Annotated in this window: 24 protein-coding genes and 1 tRNA gene; 22 read left to right on the top strand and 3 right to left on the bottom strand. The window is 39.0% G+C overall.

Annotation, left to right across the window (positions count from 1 at the left end):
* Positions 1-10 precede the first annotated feature (10 nt).
* The 14 genes from cydB to X781_RS07810 all read left to right on the top strand — a co-directional run bounded on the left by cydB (position 11) and on the right by X781_RS07810 (position 11,056).
* Positions 11-1,144, top strand: coding sequence for a cytochrome d ubiquinol oxidase subunit II (gene cydB / locus X781_RS07870; RefSeq protein WP_025236342.1), 1,134 nt, complete (start codon positions 11-13; stop codon positions 1,142-1,144).
* A 14-nt stretch (positions 1,145-1,158) separates the two neighbouring features.
* Complete coding sequence (locus X781_RS12050; RefSeq protein WP_080686558.1) at positions 1,159-1,257, top strand: cytochrome bd oxidase small subunit, CydX/CbdX family; 99 nt, start codon at positions 1,159-1,161, stop codon at positions 1,255-1,257.
* Complete coding sequence (gene ybgE / locus X781_RS07865) at positions 1,257-1,544, top strand: cyd operon protein YbgE (RefSeq protein WP_025236341.1); 288 nt, start codon at positions 1,257-1,259, stop codon at positions 1,542-1,544. The genes X781_RS12050 and ybgE overlap by 1 nt, the downstream gene beginning before the upstream one ends.
* Positions 1,545-1,704: 160 nt before the next feature.
* Positions 1,705-2,106, top strand: coding sequence for a tol-pal system-associated acyl-CoA thioesterase (gene ybgC, locus X781_RS07860; RefSeq protein WP_025236340.1), 402 nt, complete (start codon positions 1,705-1,707; stop codon positions 2,104-2,106).
* A gap of 21 nt (positions 2,107-2,127) precedes the next feature.
* Positions 2,128-2,808 (top strand): protein TolQ, encoded by a 681-nt coding sequence (gene tolQ, locus X781_RS07855; RefSeq protein WP_025236339.1) that lies wholly within the window; start codon positions 2,128-2,130, stop codon positions 2,806-2,808.
* A 139-nt stretch (positions 2,809-2,947) separates the two neighbouring features.
* On the top strand, positions 2,948-3,388 hold the full coding sequence (gene tolR, locus X781_RS07850; protein ID WP_025236338.1) for a colicin uptake protein TolR: 441 nt from the start codon (positions 2,948-2,950) through the stop codon (positions 3,386-3,388).
* 16 nt (positions 3,389-3,404) lie between these two features.
* Positions 3,405-4,667 (top strand): cell envelope integrity protein TolA, encoded by a 1,263-nt coding sequence (tolA, locus tag X781_RS07845; protein ID WP_025236337.1) that lies wholly within the window; start codon positions 3,405-3,407, stop codon positions 4,665-4,667.
* 16 nt (positions 4,668-4,683) lie between these two features.
* Complete coding sequence (tolB, locus tag X781_RS07840) at positions 4,684-5,970, top strand: Tol-Pal system beta propeller repeat protein TolB (protein WP_025236336.1); 1,287 nt, start codon at positions 4,684-4,686, stop codon at positions 5,968-5,970.
* Between the two features lie 27 nt (positions 5,971-5,997).
* On the top strand, positions 5,998-6,471 hold the full coding sequence (locus X781_RS07835; RefSeq protein ID WP_025236335.1) for an OmpA family protein: 474 nt from the start codon (positions 5,998-6,000) through the stop codon (positions 6,469-6,471).
* Between the two features lie 62 nt (positions 6,472-6,533).
* Positions 6,534-7,418: a DMT family transporter gene (locus tag X781_RS07830; RefSeq protein ID WP_025236334.1), complete on the top strand. Its 885-nt coding sequence runs from the start codon at positions 6,534-6,536 to the stop codon at positions 7,416-7,418.
* A 65-nt stretch (positions 7,419-7,483) separates the two neighbouring features.
* Entirely contained in the window at positions 7,484-8,356 is an 873-nt protein-coding gene (gene djlA / locus X781_RS07825) for a co-chaperone DjlA (protein WP_025236333.1), read from the top strand.
* Positions 8,356-8,982 carry a DUF2238 domain-containing protein gene (locus X781_RS07820; RefSeq protein WP_025236332.1) on the top strand — a complete coding sequence of 209 codons (627 nt, stop codon included), beginning with the start codon at positions 8,356-8,358 and terminating at the stop codon, positions 8,980-8,982. Before djlA ends, X781_RS07820 begins: the two co-directional genes overlap by 1 nt.
* Positions 8,983-9,058: 76 nt before the next feature.
* Positions 9,059-10,009 (top strand): tRNA dihydrouridine(16) synthase DusC, encoded by a 951-nt coding sequence (dusC, locus tag X781_RS07815; protein ID WP_025236331.1) that lies wholly within the window; start codon positions 9,059-9,061, stop codon positions 10,007-10,009.
* Positions 10,010-11,056, top strand: a complete 1,047-nt coding sequence (locus X781_RS07810) for a TIGR01620 family protein (RefSeq protein WP_025236330.1) — start codon at positions 10,010-10,012, stop codon at positions 11,054-11,056.
* A gap of 34 nt (positions 11,057-11,090) precedes the next feature.
* Here X781_RS07810 and X781_RS07805 read toward each other — a convergent pair whose 3' ends face one another.
* On the bottom strand, positions 11,091-11,750 hold the full coding sequence (locus X781_RS07805; RefSeq protein WP_025236329.1) for a histidine phosphatase family protein: 660 nt from the start codon (positions 11,748-11,750) through the stop codon (positions 11,091-11,093).
* Between the two features lie 47 nt (positions 11,751-11,797).
* Here X781_RS07805 and X781_RS07800 point away from each other — a divergent pair, with 47 nt between their 5' ends.
* From X781_RS07800 to X781_RS07790, 3 genes are all read left to right on the top strand, one after another.
* A complete protein-coding gene (locus tag X781_RS07800) occupies positions 11,798-12,424 on the top strand; it encodes a TIGR01621 family pseudouridine synthase (protein WP_038643984.1) in 627 nt (208 codons plus the stop codon).
* A gap of 31 nt (positions 12,425-12,455) precedes the next feature.
* Positions 12,456-13,076 (top strand): glutathione S-transferase, encoded by a 621-nt coding sequence (locus tag X781_RS07795; RefSeq protein ID WP_025236328.1) that lies wholly within the window; start codon positions 12,456-12,458, stop codon positions 13,074-13,076.
* A gap of 159 nt (positions 13,077-13,235) precedes the next feature.
* Entirely contained in the window at positions 13,236-13,622 is a 387-nt protein-coding gene (locus tag X781_RS07790) for a lysozyme inhibitor LprI family protein (protein WP_025236327.1), read from the top strand.
* 62 nt (positions 13,623-13,684) lie between these two features.
* Here X781_RS07790 and X781_RS07785 read toward each other — a convergent pair whose 3' ends face one another.
* A complete protein-coding gene (locus X781_RS07785; protein ID WP_025236326.1) occupies positions 13,685-15,622 on the bottom strand; it encodes an ABC transporter ATP-binding protein in 1,938 nt (645 codons plus the stop codon).
* Positions 15,623-15,866: 244 nt separating this feature from the next.
* Here X781_RS07785 and X781_RS07780 point away from each other — a divergent pair, with 244 nt between their 5' ends.
* From X781_RS07780 to X781_RS07760, 5 genes are all read left to right on the top strand, one after another.
* The gene (locus tag X781_RS07780) at positions 15,867-17,078 is read left to right on the top strand and encodes an ATP-binding protein (RefSeq protein WP_025236325.1); all 1,212 of its coding nucleotides are present in this window, start codon (positions 15,867-15,869) and stop codon (positions 17,076-17,078) included.
* A gap of 69 nt (positions 17,079-17,147) precedes the next feature.
* Positions 17,148-17,765: a MarC family protein gene (locus tag X781_RS07775; protein WP_025236324.1), complete on the top strand. Its 618-nt coding sequence runs from the start codon at positions 17,148-17,150 to the stop codon at positions 17,763-17,765.
* A gap of 26 nt (positions 17,766-17,791) precedes the next feature.
* The gene (gene moeA / locus X781_RS07770; protein WP_025236323.1) at positions 17,792-19,021 is read left to right on the top strand and encodes a molybdopterin molybdotransferase MoeA; all 1,230 of its coding nucleotides are present in this window, start codon (positions 17,792-17,794) and stop codon (positions 19,019-19,021) included.
* 12 nt (positions 19,022-19,033) lie between these two features.
* Positions 19,034-19,783: a molybdopterin-synthase adenylyltransferase MoeB gene (gene moeB, locus X781_RS07765; RefSeq protein WP_025236322.1), complete on the top strand. Its 750-nt coding sequence runs from the start codon at positions 19,034-19,036 to the stop codon at positions 19,781-19,783.
* A gap of 103 nt (positions 19,784-19,886) precedes the next feature.
* A tRNA-Asn gene (locus X781_RS07760) sits at positions 19,887-19,962 on the top strand.
* 131 nt (positions 19,963-20,093) lie between these two features.
* Here X781_RS07760 and yfbV read toward each other — a convergent pair.
* The gene (yfbV, locus tag X781_RS07755) at positions 20,094-20,531 is read right to left on the bottom strand and encodes a terminus macrodomain insulation protein YfbV (protein ID WP_025236321.1); all 438 of its coding nucleotides are present in this window, start codon (positions 20,529-20,531) and stop codon (positions 20,094-20,096) included.
* Between the last annotated feature and the right edge of the window lie 113 nt (positions 20,532-20,644).

The following is a 20,644-nucleotide window of genomic DNA, read 5'->3' as shown; positions in this document are numbered from 1 at the left end:
GGAGTTAAAAATGCTCGATTATGAATTTCTCCGCTTTATTTGGTGGATTTTAATCATAGTATTATTAATTGGTTTCGCCATTACTGATGGCTTTACTATGGGCGTATTAAACCTTTTACCTGTGATTGGTAAGAGTAATGTTGAACGCCGTATTATGATCAACACAGTTGCTCCTCACTGGGATGGTAACCAAGTGTGGTTATTAACCGCTGGCGGTGCATTATTTGCAGCGTGGCCTACAGTATATGCAACCTCGTTCTCAGGTTTCTATATTGCAATGGTGCTCGTATTAGCAGCGTTATTTTTCCGCCCTGTTGGTTTTGAGTATCGTGCCAAAATTGATAGTCCGAAATGGCGTAATGCTTGGGACTGGGGACTATTAATCGGTGGATTTGTACCATCATTAGTATTCGGTGTTGCATTTGGTAACTTATTACAAGGTGTACCATTTGAATTTAACAGCATTAACCAATCACAATACACAGGTACATTCTTTGGTTTATTAAATCCATTTGCATTATTATGTGGTGTGATTAGTTTAATGATGCTAACAACACAGGGTGCAACTTGGTTACAAATGAAAACCACAGATGAGCTCCATAATAATTCAAGAAAAGTAGCACAAGTTACAGCAGCAGTTGTATTAGTTGCTTTTGTTCTTGCAGGTGTATGGTTATATTTCAAAGATGGTTTTGTAGTAACAAGCCAAATTGATCACAATGCACAATCTGTATTTACTAATAAAACAGTAGCAGTTGAAACAGGTGCTTGGTTCAGAAATTATGCGGCAATGCCTGTATTATGGATCATTCCGGCATTAGCGGTAATTGGTGCATTGCTTACTATCGTTGCATCAAGAGCAAATCGTTCCGGCTTTGCGTTCTTCTCATCATCTATTATGATTGTTGGGGTAATTACAACGGCGGCAGTTTCAATGTTCCCATTTGTAATGCCATCAATTACTCATCCTAATATGAGTTTAACGATGTGGGATGCAACCGCAAGTCAAACAACATTAACAGTAATGTTAGTAGTAGCGTGTATCTTCGTTCCAACAGTATTAGGCTATACTATTTGGTCATACATCAAAATGTATGGTCGCTTAGATGCGAGTTACTTAGAACACAATAAATCAGCTTACTAATAGGAGAGTGCATTATGTTTTATGTAACTTGGGTGTTAGGTGTAATGCTTGCAATTTTCTTTGCAACAGTAATCACCATCAGCATTGAAAAAACAGGTAAGTTTGACGAGTAATGATTAATACTCTTTATAACTTAACAGCAAAGGGCTTGTTAAAAGCCCTTTCTTTTATTTTAGCCACCGCATTATTTGCAATAATTTTACTAAATTCGACCGCTTTTGCTCTTACTTTTGGAGGAAAAACACCGTATTTAGTGATGCTCATCTTTTATGGTATGGCAATTTTGTGGATACACGGGGTTGGATTTGAAATTCGTTCAACGATTTGGAAAGCAATTTTTTTACCGATAGTAGGTTATCTTATTGTCATTCCATCTTTATGTATTTTATTAATGAAATAGAGGCATTTTTAATGCCTCTATTTGTTTTTGATAGGTAAAAAATATTTTTACGATTAAACTCAAAATATACTTGCACAACGATTTGTCTATCTCTACAATAGCAATCAATTTTCCGCCTAAATTTTGGGCGTTTTTTCATTTTGAAGAAAGAGGAAAAAGTATGCATTTTCCGATTCGGGTTTATTACGAAGATACTGATGCTGGTGGGGTAGTTTATCACGCTAACTATCTTAATTTTTTCGAGCGAGCTAGAACGGAATTTTTAAGGCAATACAATTTTTCTCAGCAGGCACTTTTTGCAAAATCTCTCGCTTTTGTCGTGAAAAAAATTGAGATAGACTATAAGCTACCTGCACGTTTAGATGATTTATTAAACGTAGAAACAACCATTTCAGAGTTTAAAAAAGCTACTTTGGTGTTTAAGCAAACCTTGTGGAAACAAGATATCTGCTTAAGTGAGGCAACTGTAACAGTTGCCAGTGTTGATCTCGTTAAAATGAAACCTGTTGCAATTCCTGATGATATTCGTCAAGCATTACAAAAAATTAATTTTTCTATTTAAAAACTATTCGGAGTTTTATTAATGCAAACTGAATTTAGCCTTCTATCGTTGTTTTTAGAAGCAAGTATTGTGGTCAAGATCGTAATGTTGATCCTTGTTGTATTTTCAATTTTATCTTGGGCGGTTATTATCCAGCGTAGTAAGGTATTAACAAAAGCGAGAAAAGACTCATTGACGTTTGAAGATCGTTTTTGGTCTGGCGAAGATTTAAACCGCTTACATCAAGGTTTAGAAAACCGTCGTGATGCTTTAACAGGCTCAGAACAAATTTTCTATGTTGGATTTAAAGAATTTAACCGCTTACAACAAGCAAATCCTGATGCACCTGAATCTATCATTCAAGGTTCAACTCGTGCAATGAATTTGGCGTTAAACCGTGAAATGGAAAGCCTAGAAAACTACATCCCGTTTTTAGGCACAGTAGGTTCAATTAGCCCATATATTGGCTTATTTGGTACAGTATGGGGAATTATGCACTCATTTATGGGGTTAAGTGCAGTTAAACAAGCAACCTTACAATCTGTTGCACCGGGTATTGCAGAAGCATTAATTGCAACCGCGATTGGTCTATTTGCGGCAATTCCAGCAGTTATGGCATATAACCGTTTAAACTTACGTTTAGGTAAAGTAGAACAAGGTTATGTGAATTTCATTGATGAATTTACGACCTTATTACATCGTCAAGCCTTTTCAAAAAGATAGTATCAAGCGGTCTCTTTTTGATAAAAATTTGCAAAATTCAGTAAAAAAATCGACCGCTTGTAAAGTAATAATGCGTAGCTAAAAGTGTTACGTTATATAAATTAATGATAGATGCAAAAGCATCTTAAAAGAGGGAAATATGTCGATTCGTCGTGTAAAACGTAATGACATTAAATCGGAAATTAATATTGTTCCATTCCTAGACGTATTGTTAGTACTATTGCTTATTTTTATGGCAACAGCACCTATTATCAGTCAAAGTGTGGAAGTTAATTTACCTGAAGATACACATAGTCAATCTGTATCAAATGAAGATAAAACGCCTGTTATTTTAGAAGTGGCGGGTGTGGGGGCATATAAATTAAAAATTGATGGTAACTATGTGCAAAGTAATGGGCAAGATAATATTTCTGAAGCAGAAGTGATCGCTTATGCCGGAGAGCAATTTCAAAAAGATAATAATACATTATTTTTAGTTGCCGGTGATAAAGTTGTACCTTATGAAGAAATTATGAAAGGTATCACATTACTTAAAGATGCAGGGGTTAAATCAGTGGGTTTAATGACTGAAGGCAAATAATCAGCAAGGATAACGTGTGAAATCTCAACAAGATAGACTAGAGCTTGCAGTTATTATTTCGATCTTATTACATATATTATTGATTGGATTATTATTGCTTGGGTCTCTTTTCACCAAAACGGAATTAGCAGCGGCTGGAGGTAGTGGCGGTGATAGCGACAGCTTCGAAGCCGTAATGGTTGATACCGGGCAAGTGGCGGCGGAATATGGGCAATTGATGGCGGAGAAAAAGGGCTCTAAACCAGCTAAGCCAACGGTAGAGCCTAGAGAAGAGCCTGAAGAAACTGTTGAAGAAGCGGAAGAAAAGCCAACTCCGGAAGAAATTGAGCAACAAAAGAAAGCTGAATTAGCGGCAATTCAAGAAAAGCAACGTCAGCAAAAGTTGCAAGAGCAGCAAAAACTTCAAGAACAGCAAAAGCAAGAGCAAGCGAAACAAGAAGAAATTAAAAAGCAACAAGCAGCCGAAGAGGCTACACGTAAAAAAGCAGCTGAAGCAGCAAAATTAAAAGCAGATGCAGAAGCTAAGCGTTTGGAAGCTGCTGCTAAACAAGCTGAAGAAGAAAGAAAAGCGAAAGAAGCCCAAGAGAAGAAACTTGAGCAACAAAAAAAAGCTGAAGCTGAAAAGAAATTACAAGAGCAGAAAGAGCTAAAAGAGAAACAAGCTAAGGAAAAAGCAGAGAAAGAAGCTAAGGAAAAAGCAGAGAAAGAAGCTAAGGAAAAAGCTGAGAAAGAGGCTAAAGCGAAAGCCGAAAAAGAAGCTAAAGAAAAAGCAGAAAAAGAAGCCAAAGCAAAAGCTGAAAAAGAAGCTAAAGAAAAAGCAGAGAAAGAGGCTAAAGCAAAAGCCGCTGCTGAAGCAAAAGCTGCTCAAGCGAAGAATAACAAAGCACTTGACGATTTCCTAGATGGTGGCGACATTGGCGGTGGTTCAAGCAAAGGCGGTAATAAAAACTCATCGGGTTCTCAAGGATCAGGCGGTACAAGTGGTCTTGGTCAAGGTGCGAATGTCGATGGTAATGCATACGGTCAGCGAATTAAGAAATTAATTCAATCTAAATATCGTGTTGATCCAAGCTTTGCAGGAAAACAATGCGATGTTAAGATTTTCTTAAGTCGAGATGGTACAATTACTAATTATCAAGTAGTTAGTGGCGATAAAGCAGTGTGTGATGCAGCGGTAAGTGCAATTGTGGCAACCAGAAAAGTGCCGCCTGCACCATCAGATGCAGTCTATAATATGTTTAAATCTCCAACGCTTGATTTTAGTTTAAAAGTTAAATAACTTTAGAGGGTTAAAAATGAAATTATTCTCTCGTATATCGAGTGTAATAGCGATAGTTTCTACATTGGTTACAAGCCAAGTGATGGCAGATTCTGATGTTCGAATTTCTATTGATGAAGGTGTAAGTATGGCTCAACCGATTGCGGTTGTGCCGTTTAAAGCAAGTGGCGTGCCTGCTGATGTGGCACAGATTATTTCTGACGATTTGCGAAATAGTGGTAAATTTACACCGCTTGAACGTTCTCAAATGCCTGCACAACCGGGTTCTGCTGGAGAAGTAGTAGCAGATCAATGGAGTGCTATTGGGATTGATAATATTGTTGTAGGACAAGTAAGTAGCACTGGCGGCGGTTATAACGTAGCTTATCAATTAATTGATACGCTAGGGACTTCAGGGACTGCAGGTGGTGTAATTGCTCAAGGCTCATTCATTGTGCCAGCAGCACAAATCCGTCAAGGTGCTCACACAGTAAGTGATCAAGTATTTGAAAAATTAACTCAAATTCGTGGTGCATTTAGAACGAAAATTGCTTATGTAGTACAACGTGGCGTATCATCTTATGAATTACGTGTATCGGATTATGATGGCTTCAACGCTTTCACTATTACAACAAGTAAAGAGCCATTAATGTCTCCAGAATGGTCTCCGGATGGTAGCAAATTAGCCTATGTTACCTTTGAGAACAAAAAAGCACAGGTTGTTGTGCACGATATCCGTTCAGGTTCTCGCCGTGTTGTAGCTGCATTAAAAGGGCATAACGGTGCACCGGCATTCTCACCAGACGGTTCTCGTATTGCATTTGCTTCTAACCAAGATGGTGAGTTAAATATTTATGTGGTGGGTAGCAACGGTGGAACACCAAGCAAATTAACTGCAAATGCAGGAAATAATACTGAGCCGAGCTGGTCTCCAGACGGGAGTACAATCTACTTCACTTCTGACCGTGCCGGTTCTCCACAAGTGTATAGAATGAGTTCATCAGGTGGCGGTGCAAGCCCAATGGGGGGTAGTGGTAGCTACAATGCTAAAGTATCATCTGATGGTAAGAATCTAATCATGATTGCCGGTGATAGAGTTGTGAAACGCGATCTCGCTTCAGGTGGCACGGAAGTACTGAGTTCAACTTTCTTAGACGAAAGTCCAAGTATTTCACCAAATGGCATTATGGTTATTTATAGCTCTACCAAAGGTACGAGTAAAGTGCTACAATTGGTATCCGCAGATGGGCGTTTTAAAGCTAATTTGCCGGGAGCAGGCGGACATTATAAATTCCCTGCGTGGTCCCCATACTTAACTAAATAATAATATTTCTCTAATTAGGAGCAACAAATGAAAAAATTTGCTAAAGTTTTAATGGTAGCAGTACCAGCTTTCGCATTAGCAGCATGTAGCAGCTCATCTGATGATGCAGCAGCAAACGCAAATGCAAACGCAGCAGCGAATGCAGCAGGCGAATTCGGTGGTTTAACAGCTGAGCAATTAAAAGCACAATACAACACAGTATACTTTGGTTTTGATAGCTATGCAGTTGAAGGTGAATACCGTCAATTATTAGACGCTCACGCTCAATTATTAGCTAAAACTCAAGGTAACGTAACTATTGCTGGTCACGCGGATGAGCGTGGTACTCCAGAGTACAACATCGCATTAGGTCAACGTCGTGCAGATGCAGTTAAAGGTTACTTAGCAGCTAAAGGTGCTAACAATACTTCAACTGTTTCTTACGGTGAAGAGAAACCAGCTGTATTAGGTCATTCTGAATCTGACTACGCGAAAAACCGTCGTGCAGTATTAGAATACTAATTCTTAGTTGATTCTAAAATGAAGCCCTGAATAATCAGGGCTTTCTTTTTTTAAATATCTATATTATGAATTTCTGGAATGCCTTATCTCCGTTATTTAAAGCTATATTTTGTGTACTTTTATTGGCATTAAGCTTTGCTACTATGGCAGTATTTCTTCGCTTATCTGGTGAATTGCCTGTAGCTGAAAAAGCCATTTTCCGTAATAGTATTACGGCATTAATAAGCGGCTATATTGTTTGGAAAAATCGTCAATTATTCTTCGGGCATAAAGAAAATCGGCTTTTGTTACTTTGTCGTTCGGTTACTGGTCTAATCGGTATTTTAGTTGGTGTTTATATCATAGATCATCTCGTATTAAGTGATGTAGATATGATTGGCAAGCTAACTTCTTTTATTTTGATTATTCTATCTGCTATCTTTTTGAAAGAAAAAGCTTCTATAGCACAGTGGCTCTTATGTATTGTTGCCTTTATTGGTGCACTTTTTATTATTAAACCTGCATTTGATATTCAATTTATCCCTTATTTAATTGGTATTATTGGCTCTGTTTTTGCCGCGATTGCCTACTTATGTTTGAGATTATTGTCAAAAACAGAAAAATTAGAATCGCCAAATACCATTGTTTTCTTTTTTTCTGCGTTCTCGACCTTGATATTATTACCTTTTGTCGCCATTGATTATGTACCACTGACTTCTATGCAATTAGTGTACTTAATTCTAGCGGGCATCGCGTCAGCAGTTGGACAGTTTTGTGTAACTACAGCATATAAATACGCAGCTGCTAAAGATATCTCAATCTATAGCTACGCATCAGTAATCTTTAGTGCGGTTTTAGGAGCACTACTTTTTGAGCAATACCCTGATGTGTGGAGCTGGCTAGGTTATGCAATTATTTTTATAGCAAGTTGGTTTATGTTCGTTTTAACGAAAAAGCAAGCAAAGTGAAATCATTAATCTTTGCCATAAATTTTGTTAGAATAGCACCACTTAGTTTACGAAAAGGATAAAAAATGCAATTTATTGGAAAAATAATTGGCTTTATTTTGGGTTACCAAATTTTTCACGGTCTATTTGGTGGGCTATTAGGGGCATTTATTGGGCATTTGGCAGATAAAAAACTCTATGCCTTAGGCACAGTACGCTCAAGTACTTTTGGTAAAAACCTTACTCGCCAATCGCTTTTCACTCAAACTACCTTTGCAGTCTTAGGACATATTGCGAAAGCCAAAGGTCGTGTAACCGAAGCCGATATTGAATTAGCCCGTGCATTAATGGCTCGCCTAAAATTAGACGGTGCAGCTCAACAATTGGCTCAAGAGGCTTTCACTTTAGGTAAAGAGCCTAATTTCCCATTGCGTCAAGTTATTCAAGAGTTTCGTGAAGCCTGTGGTGCAAGAACCGATTTACTGCGTTTCTTTGTTGAAGTACAAATGCAAGCGGCGTTGCAAGATGGCGAATTGGATGCAAACGAACAACAAATTCTCTTTACGATTGCAGAAACAATGGGAATGTCTCGTTTCCAATTTGAGCAAATGATCGCGATGATTATGGCAGCTCAACAATTCCGCACCGGGGGCTATTACCAACAAGGTGGAAGCTATCATCAGCAGTCGCAAAGTGGCTACAGTTCTCAAGGTGGTGGATATGGTTATCAACAGCCGGCAAAACCGAGTATTGAAGCGGCTTATACTGTGTTAGGTGTAACGGCACAAGACGATCAAAATACGGTTAAGCGAGCTTACCGCAAGCTAATGAACGAACATCACCCGGATAAATTAGCAGCAAAAGGTTTACCTGATGAAATGATGGAATTAGCGAAAGAAAAAGCCCAACAAATTCAATCCGCCTATGATCTCATCTGCAAAGTAAAAGGATGGAAATAATGGATTCACGTTCGCATATCATTCCGCTGTTTTTAGCTATAGTTATTACCGTTATTGCTGTTTGGTCTGGTTTTAATCCAACAGATAGAGCGGTATGGTATGCGGAAGTTGCCCCCATTTTTGTCGTATTCGGCTTGCTGATTATCACTTACCCAAAATTTCAGTTTAGCGGCTTAGCTTATTTTCTAATGTCGCTTTGGTTAATTATGCATTTAATTGGGGCAAAATATACTTTTGCCAATGTGCCGTTTGATTGGGCGAATCAATTTCTAACACAATTTTTAGGGGAAGAACGTAACCATTTTGACCGTGTGGCACATTATATTATCGGTTTTTATAGCTACCCAATGGCAGAATGGTTATTGCGTAAACGTAAATGTACCTTTGGCGTTGCCCTCTTTTTCTCGCTATTTTTTATAATGTCGGTGGCGGCAGCCTATGAAATTATTGAGTGGCAATATGCGGTGATAGAAGGTGGCAATGCAGGTATTGAATTTTTAGGCTCGCAAGGCGATATTTGGGATGCTCAAAAAGATATGTTAGCCGATACCTTAGGGGCAATTACCGCTCTGATAATTTATGTGATTACTCGCCCTGATTTGCGTATTCACGATAGACATTTTTAACTTTCAAGCGGTTGAATGTACACATTTTTTGCAAAATTTTTATAAAATTCAACCGCTTGTCATTTTATTTTAACTAATGAACTCAATTCCAAAAGTTATTCTCGCCCCAATGCAGGGGGTGTTAGATCCTTTCGTTCGTAACCTTTTAACCTCTGTGAATGAATACGATCTCTGTATTTCTGAATTTGTGCGGGTTGTGGATCAAAAATTACCGAAAAAAGCTTTTTATCGTTTAGCACCGGAGCTTTATCAAGGCGGATTAACGGATTCCGGCACGCCAGTGCGAGTGCAGATTTTAGGGCAACACCCCCAGTGGTTGGCTGAAAATGCATCACTTGCGATTGAGCTGGGCTCGCACGGAGTAGATCTCAACTGTGGTTGCCCATCTAAAACGGTAAATGGTAGTAATGGAGGGGCATCGCTACTTAAAGATCCTGATTTAATTTACCGAGCGACAAAAGCAATGCGAGAAGCTGTGCCAAATGAACAGATTGTGTCTGTAAAAGTGCGTTTGGGCTGGGATTCTGCCGAGCAATGTTTTGAAATTGCCGATGCGGTTCAGCAAGGCGGAGCGAATGAAATAACTGTACACGGGCGAACAAAATCGGATGGCTATCGTGCCGAACGTATTAACTGGCAAGCGATTGGTGAGATTCAAAAGCGTTTAACTATTCCTGTTATTGCCAATGGCGAAATTTGGGATTTTGAATCTGCAAAAAATTGCCAAGAAATGACCGCTTGCAATACTTTGATGATTGGCAGAGGGGCATTAAATACGCCAAATTTGAGCAAGGTTGTGAAATATAACGAGCTAAAAATGGCGTGGAGTGAGGTTTTGCAACTATTGTTTAAGTATGTTCAGATGGAAAATCAGTTTGACACAGGTTTTTACCACGTCGCCCGTATAAAGCAATGGTTACGCTATTTGGATAAAGAATATCCACAAGCAGTCGAATTATTTGATATTTTGAAAACTGAACACGGCTATGATGGTCTAAAAGCACATATTGAAAAGGCGGTGGGCTAAATGAGTAAACAAATTTTTAATGAAGAAGAGCTAAAAATAACCGAGTATTTTGAGCCTAAACAAGAGTTTGATCTTGAAAATTCAATTATTGAGGAAGAAGCTAAAGCTGTTGAGGCAGAACTGATTATTGAAGAAAGCCTAAAACCTTCTCGCTTTTGGGTTCGAGTGTTGCTTGCAACGCTTGCCTTATTTGGCGTGGCGGTGATTGCTCAAAGTATTCAATGGTTAATCGATACTTTCCAACAAAAAGAGTGGATCTATTTTGCTTTCTCAATAGTCTTTTTTATTATTAGCTTGTTCGGTGTGGGCGTGATTGTCTCTGAATGGCGTAAATTGGTTTATCTGCGTAATCATCAGAAAAATCAACAAGTCAGTCAGCAGCTTTTATTGGAACAACTTCCCTCAAATGATGGCGAACAAGCGGTCAAATTTTGTGAAGATATTGCAAATAACCTCAATCATTTACCGACCATTGCTCAAGCCGAACAACGTTGGAAAAGCCAGCTTAATGAGGCTTATAATGCCAAAGAGGTGCTATATCTTTTCAGCGAAAATGTACTCAAGCCGATTGATAAACAAGTTAAGCAGATGATTTCCCGTAATGCGGCAGAAAATGCGGTTATTGTGGCTGTCAGTCCACTTGCCGTCGTTGATGTATTACTAATGGCAGCAAGAAATATTGCCTTAGTGAATAAAATTACCAAAGCCTACGGAATGGAATTGGGTTACATCAGCCGCTTAAAACTATTCAAAATGGTGTTAAAAAATATGGTATTTGCCGGAGCAACGGAAATCGCTACCGATGTAGGAATGGATTTCTTCTCGCAAAACCTCACGGCAAAACTGTCGCTCCGTGCTGCACAAGGTATTGGCGTGGGTTTACTCACTGCAAGGCTTGGCATCAAAGCAATGGAATTTTGTCGCCCAGTTGCTTTTCAAGCTAATGAGCGACCAAGAATTTCCGCTATTCGCCAAGAGTTATTAACGTCAGTGAAAAATACAGTGTTTGCTAAAACGGAAACAAAAGAAAAAGTATTTTCTGATTAGAAATTGTAGGGCGGACAATGTTCCGCCCTTAACATTATCGTTTATATTGGCTTGTTGGAATATTATCCAAATGGTCGATATTATTAAACTCTAAGACCGTTACTTTGCCATTATCCACTTCCACTTTGGTAATCGCTGTGTTAATGATAAAACTATGTTTTTCTTCATTACGAAAATCTTGCCACGCAATGCCTTTTAACACAGCGGTAAGCAGAGTTAAGGTCATTCCGTGTGAAACAATCAACACTTTGCCATCATTTTGATGAAGTTGAGCAATTTGATTAAACGCTTGGGTAGCACGTTGATAAAGTTGTTCGAACCGCTCGCCACCGTTTGTTTTAGCGAGATATTCAGCCGGCGTGCGTTTCATTACCCAATATTCTTCATTCTCTTGTAAATCAAGGGATTTCATTCCCTCCCAACTACCGAAATCAAATTCGTTCAGCCCTTTATGATGAAAGTGAGGGATATTACTCAATTTATTTTCCGCTAAAATGTAGTTTGCGGTATCTTGAGCCCGTTTTTGCATACTGGAATAAGCAGCGGTAAAAGGCACATCTTTTAACGCAATGCCAGTTTTCTTTGCCCCAATAATGCCTTCTTCCACAAGGGCTGAGTCGCCAGAGCCTTGCAATCTACCTTCAATATTCCAAACGGTTCTGCCGTGTCGAACTAAATAAATGGTAACAGCCATCGTAATTCCTTGCTAAAATAGTTAAAAATAAATGAGATTATAGCAAAATGACCTTAACATTGCCTATTTGTTATCAGCACCCCGATTTTATTATTATCAATAAGCCTGATGGTTTAAGTGTGCATAAAGACGAAGCGGAAATCGGCTTAACAGAAATGGTAGCTCGCCAGTTGAATGTTGAGCAGGTGTGGTTGGTTCATCGGTTGGATAAAATCACCTCCGGCTTGTTAATTTTAGCGTTAAATAAAGAAGCAGCAGCGAAGTTTTATCATCTGTTTGAACAACATAAAATTCAGAAAACCTATTGGGCGTTGAGCGATAAAAAACCGAAGAAAAAGCAGGGGAAAATTGTGGGTGATATGGAAAAAAGCCGTAATGGAGCTTGGAAATTATGCCACAGTAAAGAGAACCCAGCGGTAACACAATTTAACTCTAATTCGCTTGAGCCATCACTTCGCCATTTTATTTTGCAACCGAAAACAGGTAAAACCCACCAACTAAGAGTGGCAATGAAAAGTTTAGGTAGCCCGATTTTAGGCGATAAACTTTATTCAGGCACAGAGGCGGATAGGGTTTATTTACACGCCTACCAGCTTGAATTTGAATATGAAAATGAGCATATCTGTGTTCAAGCAGAGCCTACAAGCGGTCATTTTTGGCAAAAAATTTGCTAATTTATGTTACTAAAAAGAAACGGAGAACAGTATGAAACTTTGGTACTCAACAACAAGCCCTTTTGCTCGAAAAGCCCTTGCGGTTATTAAACATCACCATCTTGATGACAAAGTGGAAATGTTGCGGGTAACTGCCGCAATGGATCCAAACTCACCACACAACCAAGACAATCCGCTAGGGCGTATTCCGGCTTTACAACGTAATTGCGGACGCTGGTTATTCGGTAGTTTGCTCATCAGCGAGTATCTCGACCAAAAAGGCAATAATACGCCTTTACTGCCAAAAGAGGGCAAACCACGCTGGGCGGTATTAGCCTTGCATAATTTGGCAGACGGTATAATGGAAAACACAATGCACACCATTATCCAAGAAAAAATGGTTCGCCCCGAAAATGAATGGTGGGTAAGTCGCCACGAACAATTAATGGAAAGAAATATCCGCACTTTCCAACACTTAGAAGAAGCCATACAAGAATTTGGTATGGAGCTTAATTTAGGCACATTAACCGCAGTTGCATTAATTGACTGGTGGGCGTTCCGCTTAGAAAAAATCGGCTATGATCTTGCAAAAAATCACCCAAATTTAACCGCTTGGGCGGCAGAAATGAATAATAAATACAGTATTTTGGCTGAAACCAAGCCGAGAGTATAGAGAGCTTGCATTGAAAATAAAGGCATTGAGTTTGTGGTTCAATGCCTTTTTGTTTAGCTAATTTACCTAAATTTAGGTGGGTATAAAAATAGCATATTGTGCAAAAAAAAAACAATTGTAAAATCCAAAAAGTTTTAATCACGACTTTAAGGAGATTTTATGAAAAAATATGCCCTACTTATTATGTTGCCAGCTATGGCTACGGCAGAAGTTAATTATTCTTCGACATTTATTAAATGTAGAAGTAATGAATCTAATAACGTAGATCTGGCAAATTGCATTTCTGAGGAAACTAACCGTCAGGAGAAGCGTTTAAATAAAGTTTATAATCAGTATCTGAAAACCCTTTCCCCTAATCATTCCAAAGCATTTAAAGAAGCTCAAAGAGCTTGGATTAAATATAAAGACTTAAGTGTGAAAGCGGCAGCTATGGAATATGAAGGCGGATCTTTGGCTGGAATTTCATCAAGCTATAAATATATGGATATGACCATTGAGAAAGCTGATGAAATTGAAAAATTATTAAAGGAAGCTAATTCAAGATAATTCTATTTGTCCGTGTGCTGGGTTAGTCTACCTAACCCAGTTATAATGTAAAAGGGAAAACATTAGTCTGCCAACATCCCTTCCAACTCTTCCTGTGCCTCCAACCACTGCATTTCAATTTCCTCCACCTGTTTTTTAGTATCAACTTGTTGAGCAAGAGTTTCGGTGAGTTTGGCTTTATTTTCTGCCTCGTAGAGCTGGCTATCGCCAAGCATTTCTTCTAGCTTATTCAGTTTTTCAGAGGCTTTTTCCAATTCTTTTTCCAACTGCGTGATTTTTTTACGCAGCGGGGCGGTTTGTTGGCGGAGTTCGGCTTCTAAACGCTTTTGCTCTTTGCGGTTTGCCGCACTGTTTTCATTGGCTGTCGGCTCACAAGCGGTTGCATTTTCCGAATTTTTTGCAAGTACCGATTTCGGCTCATTCGCTAAGGCATTTTGCTCGTTCAACCATTTTTGATAATCGTCTAAATCGCCTTTAAATTCTTCCACTTTGTGATTGTGTACCAAGTAAAATTCGTTCACAGTGCTGCGGAGCAAGTGGCGGTCGTGCGAAACCACTACCAGCGATCCTTCATAATACGTCAGAGCATCAACAAGAGCTTGTCGCATTTCTAAATCTAAATGGTTAGTCGGTTCGTCCAATAGCAGAAGATTAGGGCGTTGCCACACAATTAAGGCAAGAACTAAACGGGCTTTTTCACCGCCCGAAAAGGATTGTACCGCTTGCACGACTTTATCGCCTTTAAAATCAAAGCCGCCCAAGTAGTTACGCAATTCTTGTTCAGTTTTTTCCGGTGCGATTTTCTGCAAATGCCAAAGTGGGCTTTCATCAAAACGCAAGGTATCCACTTGGTGTTGGGCGAAATAGCCAAGTTGAACGCCTTTTGCCAGTTGTACATCACCATTTTGGGGAAGAATTTCGCCCGCCAGTAATTTAATCAGCGTGGATTTACCCGCCCCATTTCTGCCAAGCAAACCAATTCGAGAGCCGGGCACTAAATTCAATTTCACCGATTCCAGCACGGTTTTATCTGCGTAACCTGCACTCACTTTTTCCATCATCAGCAATGGGCTTGGTAAGGCAAGTGGTGGGCGGAATTCAAATTCAAACGGTGAATCTGCGTACGCAGGGGCGATAAGTTCCATTTTTTCCAATGCTTTAATACGGCTTTGAGCCTGTTTGGCTTTGGTCGCTTTGGCTTTGAAACGGTCAATAAAGCTCTGTAAATGAGCAACTTTTCGTTGTTGTTGCTGATAAGCGGCATTTTGTTGTGCGATTTTAGTTGCTCGCTGAATTTCAAACGAGGTGTAATTGCCTGTGTATTCATTGAGTTTTTGGTGTTCGATGTGAATCACTCGGTCGATAATCGGATCAAGAAAATCACGGTCGTGGGAAATCAGTAATAACGTACCACGATAGTTAGTGAGCCAGCGTTCGAGCCAAATCACGGCATCTAAATCTAAGTGGTTGGTTGGTTCATCGAGTAGCAATAAATCGGAACGGCAAATCAACGCTTGAGCGAGATTTAAACGCATACGCCAACCGCCCGAGAAAGATTTCACAGGCAGTTGTAATTGCTCGGTGCTAAAGCCTAAGCCGTTGAGCAAGGTAGAAGCTCTGGCTTGAATTGTCCACGCATCAATGGTGTCGAGATGGGAGTGGATAGTGGCAATGCGATTGCCGTCATTTTTTGCATTCGCTTCATCAAGCTCTGCTATTAATTTTGTGTATTCTCTATCACCTTGAATCACATAATCAAGAGAGGAAATATCTAACGCAGGTGTTTCTTGATTTACCCACGAAATTGCCCAATTTTTTGGGAGTGAAACATCGCCGCCTTCAGGCTGTAGCTCATTTTTAAGTAAGGCAAAAAGAGAGGATTTTCCACACCCGTTTTTACCCACCAAACCTACCTTCTGCCCCGTATGAATGGTGGCGGAGCTGTTTTCAATCAGGACGGAATGTCCTCGTTTTAAAATTAAATCTGTAAAAAATATCATTACAAGCGGTCTGTTTTGTTAAAAATTTTGCATATTTTAGCATAGTAAATTTTAATACAATCAAAATTGTTTGAGATGAAAATTAAGTTTAATTCAATATATAATGTTGAATTAAACTTAATTTTGGTTTGTTGTTAAGTTTAATTAACTATGTTATATTGAATTAAACTAAAAATTCATTATTAATTAAGTTCAATTCAATATGCTATGTTAAATCAAACTTAATTTTATTTCAGGAGGGTAAATGATCTCTCGCCAAATGCAATCATTAGTAACACGTTTAGTTAAACAATTTCCGGCGATTTTGGTAACAGGGGCAAGGCAGGTAGGCAAATCAACACTGCTACAACATATCGGGCAAGATTATCAATATATTACTTTTGATGATCCTATGCTATTGCAACAAGCAAAAGATGAGTCTCGGCTGTTTTTCTTAAATCATCAGGGGAAGTTGATTTTAGACGAGGTGCAGTATGTGCCTGAAATTTTCTCTTTGTTAAAACTAGAAATTGACCGAAAACAGCAAAACGGTTTATTTTTGCTGTCAGGTTCACAGGCATTTGAGTTAATGCAAAATGTGAGCGAGACCCTTGCCGGGCGGATAGCGATTTTAAAATTGCAAGGGCTTTCCTTACGTGAAATTCTAGGGGTGAGTTTTAATCAGCCTTTTGTGCCAAACAGTGATTATTTGCTCGCCCGTGAGCAAGAATTAAAACAGCCGGAAAATATTTGGCAGCTTATTCACAAAGGCGATATGCCACGGTTGTATGCCCAAGAAACCGACTGGGAAATTTATTACCGTTCTTATGTCGCCACTTATATTGAGCGAGATGTTCGCCAATTAACCAATATTGCCAGCACGACAGATTTTACCCGTTTTATGGTGTCGATTGCCTCTCGTAGTGGCGAGCTGCTGAATTACAGCAATATCGCCCAAGAGGTTGGTGTATCGAATGAAACGATTAAACGTTGGGTAGCAATTTTACAAACTTCGGGCATTATTTATTTGTTGCAGCCTTATCATAACAACCATTTGAAACGGGCTATAAAAACCCCAAAAGTCTATTTTTTAGATACGGGGTTAATGGCGTACTTAACTAAATGGCTTACCCCTGAAACTATTTCGAGTGGGGCGAAAAGCGGTCAGTTTTTTGAAACTTTTGTCGTAAGCCAAGTAATTAAATCCTTTAATAATCAAGGCATTGAACCACCTCTTTATTTTTATCGGGATACTAATCAAAAAGAGATTGATTTAATTATCGAATATAACCGCACACTTTATCCGGTGGAAATTAAAGTTACTGCAAGCCCAAATAAAAAAATGGCGAAAAGTTTTGATTTATTAAGTCCGCTTTCGCCTGAATGGACGCTCGGGCAGGGAGTGATAATTAACCAATATCCGACTAAACTTTATTTAAGTGAAAATTTAGTAGCATTACCACTGAGTTATTTATAGCTCATCGCTCTACAAGCGGTCGTTTTATGTTAGAATTTTTCCAAATTCAAAATAACAGGGAGAGAAAATATGTTTGATTCATTAGCGGTGCAATTTGTGGTTCTTTGGGCGGTTATTGACCCGGTTGGATCTGTTCCTGTTTATTTGGCGAAAACGATTGGTTTGCCGATCGAAGCACGTCGCAAAATTGCGTTAAATGCGGTACTCATTGCAGGGGGAATCTTAATTTTCTTCTTAATCGGTGGGCAGATTTTATTGGAGTCAATGCAAATTCCTCTACCGGCTTTCCAAGCTGCAGGTGGCTTAGTGCTTTTATTATTTGCTTTAACGATGATTTTTGGCGAAAGTAAGCCGGATCAAGAAATCAGAATGAGCAGTAATTTAAATGAATTAGCGGTTTATCCGTTAGCTGTTCCTTCTATTGCTTCTCCGGGGGCGATGATGGCAATCGTACTATTAACCGATAATCACCGTTTTAGTATTAGCGATCAATTTATTACCGCTAGCATTATGGTGCTTGTTTTAGCAATTACTTATTTATTATTGTTAGCTGCAAATAGAATTCAGCATTTAATTGGTAATGCAGGGGCGGCAATTATTAGCCGTGTGATGGGATTAATTTTAGCGGCAATTGCAGTGAATAATTTGCTTATTGGTGTGCGTGATTTCTTCGTGCAAGTTAGCTGATTTTTGAATAGGAATAGAATAAATTTATGGCTCTTTTACCTCTTGCAGATGCATTAGAGAATATGCTTTCTCGTTTGCCTGCTCCAACAATGATTGAATATTTACCATTAAATGAATGTGCAAACCGAGTGTTGGCGGAAGATATTTCCTCGCCTATTAATGTGCCTAATTTTGATAATTCAGCAATGGACGGTTATGCAGTACGCATTGCAGATTTAGAGCAAAATTTAACCTTAAAGGTAGCAGGAAAAGCCTTTGCAGGTAATCCGTTTAGTGGCGAACTCCAAGCAGGCGAATGTGTGCGTATTATGACGGGAGCCTTAATGCCAAAAGGTGTTGATGCCGTTGTAATGCAAGAGGAAACCACTTTAAATGCAGATGGTTCTGTAACTTTTAACAATATTCCAAAATTAGGTAGTAACATTCGTCGTATTGGGGATGATGTCAAGCAAGGTGCATTAGTATTGAAAAAAGGTTCGCTATTGAATGTTGCAAGTTTGCCATTGTTAGCTTCACTCGGCATTGCCTCTGTGCCTGTTTTTGCAAAATTAAAAGTAGCGATTTTATCTACTGGCGATGAATTAACATCGGTTGGAGAGCCTTTGAGTGAAGGGAAAATTTACGATACCAACCGTTTTGCAGTACGTTTAATGCTGGAAAAACTCAACTGTGAGATTTTAGATTACGGTATTTTGCCAGATGATGAAACCTTATTTGAACAAACTTTCATTGATGCACAAGAAAAAGCTGATGTGGTGATTACTAGCGGTGGAGTATCGGTCGGCGAGGCAGATTTTACTAAAACAGTATTGGAGAAATTAGGCGAAATCGGCTTCTGGAAAATTGCAATGAAACCGGGCAAACCTTTCGCATTTGGTAAATTGGAAAAGGCGTGGTTCTTTGGTTTACCGGGAAATCCGGTTTCCGCATTAGTAACCTTCTACCAATTAGTACAGCCTGCTTTAGCGAAATTATCAGGTTTATCAGCAGATAAAATTGCAAATCTTACGCAAAATTTAACCGCTTGTAGTGCCGAAAAATTGAAAAAAGCAGTTGGTCGTCAAGATTTCCAACGTGGCTATTACTACGCTAATCAGCAAGGAGGGCTGGAAGTTCGACCTATTGGTACACAAGGTTCGCATATTTTTAGTGCTTTTAATGAAAGTAACTGTTTTATCGTGCTTGAAGCAGAGCGTGGCAATGTAGAGGCTGGGGAAAAGGTAACGATTCAGCCGTTTAATTCGTTACTCGGTTAGTTGAGGGAGAATATGGAACTGACTGATCACGAAACTCTTCGTTATAACCGCCAAATTATTCTCAAAAGTGTCGATTTTGACGGGCAGGAAAAATTAAAATCGAGCCGTATTTTAATTGTTGGCTTGGGCGGTTTAGGCTGTGCGGCTTCGCAATATCTTGCTTCAGCCGGGGTAGGGCATCTCACTTTGGTTGATTTTGATACAGTTTCACTTTCTAATTTGCAACGTCAAATTTTGCATACCGATGAAACCATTGGGTTGCCTAAAGTTGAATCGGCAAAAGCTCGTTTGTCAGCGATTAATCCAAATATTCAAATTGAAGTTATCAACCAAAAATGTAGCGATGAACAGTGGGCAGAACTCATTGCTAAAACAGATTTAGTGCTAGATTGTACCGATAATGTTACTGTTCGTAATCAACTGAACTTGCAATGTTTTAACCAAAAGCGACCGCTTGTATCAGGCTCGGCAATCCGTTTTGAGGGGCAAATTAGTGTATTTACTTATCAAGATAATGAGCCTTGCTATCAGTGTTTGAGTAGCTTATTTGGCGATGGCACATTGAGTTGTGTTGAAGCTGGCGTAATTGCTCCAATTGTTGGTGTCATTGGTAGTTTTCAAGCGTTAGAAGCGATAAAAGTGTTGCTGAATATTGGCAAAATATTATCGGGAAAATTGTTGATGATTGATGGTTTACATTTTTCAATACGAGAAATGGCACTGCCTAAGCAAAAAAACTGCTCTGTTTGTACCTCTAATTAAGTATTTTCAATGCTAAGAGCGTAAATAAATGTAAATAATGAACGAATGTTCATTATTTTATTTGACGGCTAAAACGTTTTAGCCTATTATGCACATCGTTAATTCCTCCTTAGTTCAGTCGGTAGAACGGTGGACTGTTAATCCATATGTCGCAGGTTCGAGTCCCGCAGGAGGAGCCAAAGATTTTTTATTTTCTTTTGTTCTTGTTTTATTTGTCTCCTTTTATAAAACAGTAATTCAAACCTCCAGAATTAGAACAAAAGTTTTGCTCCGCTCACTTATTTGAGTGGAGCTTTTTTCTTTTAGACTTTTAAAGCTCATTGAAGTATTCATTTCCCCACGTTTCTTCCGCTAATTTCAGTAAATTTGCAAAATCTTGGAAAGAAGGCACCGCTTGTTCTTCTTCAAGTTTGATTTGAGCGGTAATTAGCTTTTGCCTGAGCGATTCATACCATTCCAACAATGATAAGGAAAGTGGCGATTTTGCCCGCTTACCCAGCCAATAAAGCCCTTGAAAAGGGATAGAGATCGCAAAAATAGCCGTAATAACAGAATTAGCTACAACAGACTGTGTGGGATCGGTAAAAAAGTATTGCCATACTAAAGCAAAGCACGCAAAAGCAGGCATTACTTTAGAAGAAAATTTAACAAGGCGAATAATGTGATAATCAGGCATAAAATTTGCCAATTTTTTCTGATTAGGCAACGTGTTTAGATAGCGTTGCCCCGCTTCAAACAGGCTTAACATAGTTTTTCTCTTTCAATCTTTTCTTTTATTGTAGCTAACTTACTAAAATCTACAATAGGTTAATGCAGTTTGGGTTAACACTTGCTATACTTTACAACAAAGTGTTTACAACT

This window comes from Mannheimia sp. USDA-ARS-USMARC-1261 (genome assembly GCF_000521605.1).
GTDB lineage: Bacteria > Pseudomonadota > Gammaproteobacteria > Enterobacterales > Pasteurellaceae > Mannheimia > Mannheimia indoligenes.
The sequence above is the reverse complement of the archived record's forward strand: the minus strand, read 5'-3'. Positions and strand labels throughout refer to the sequence as shown.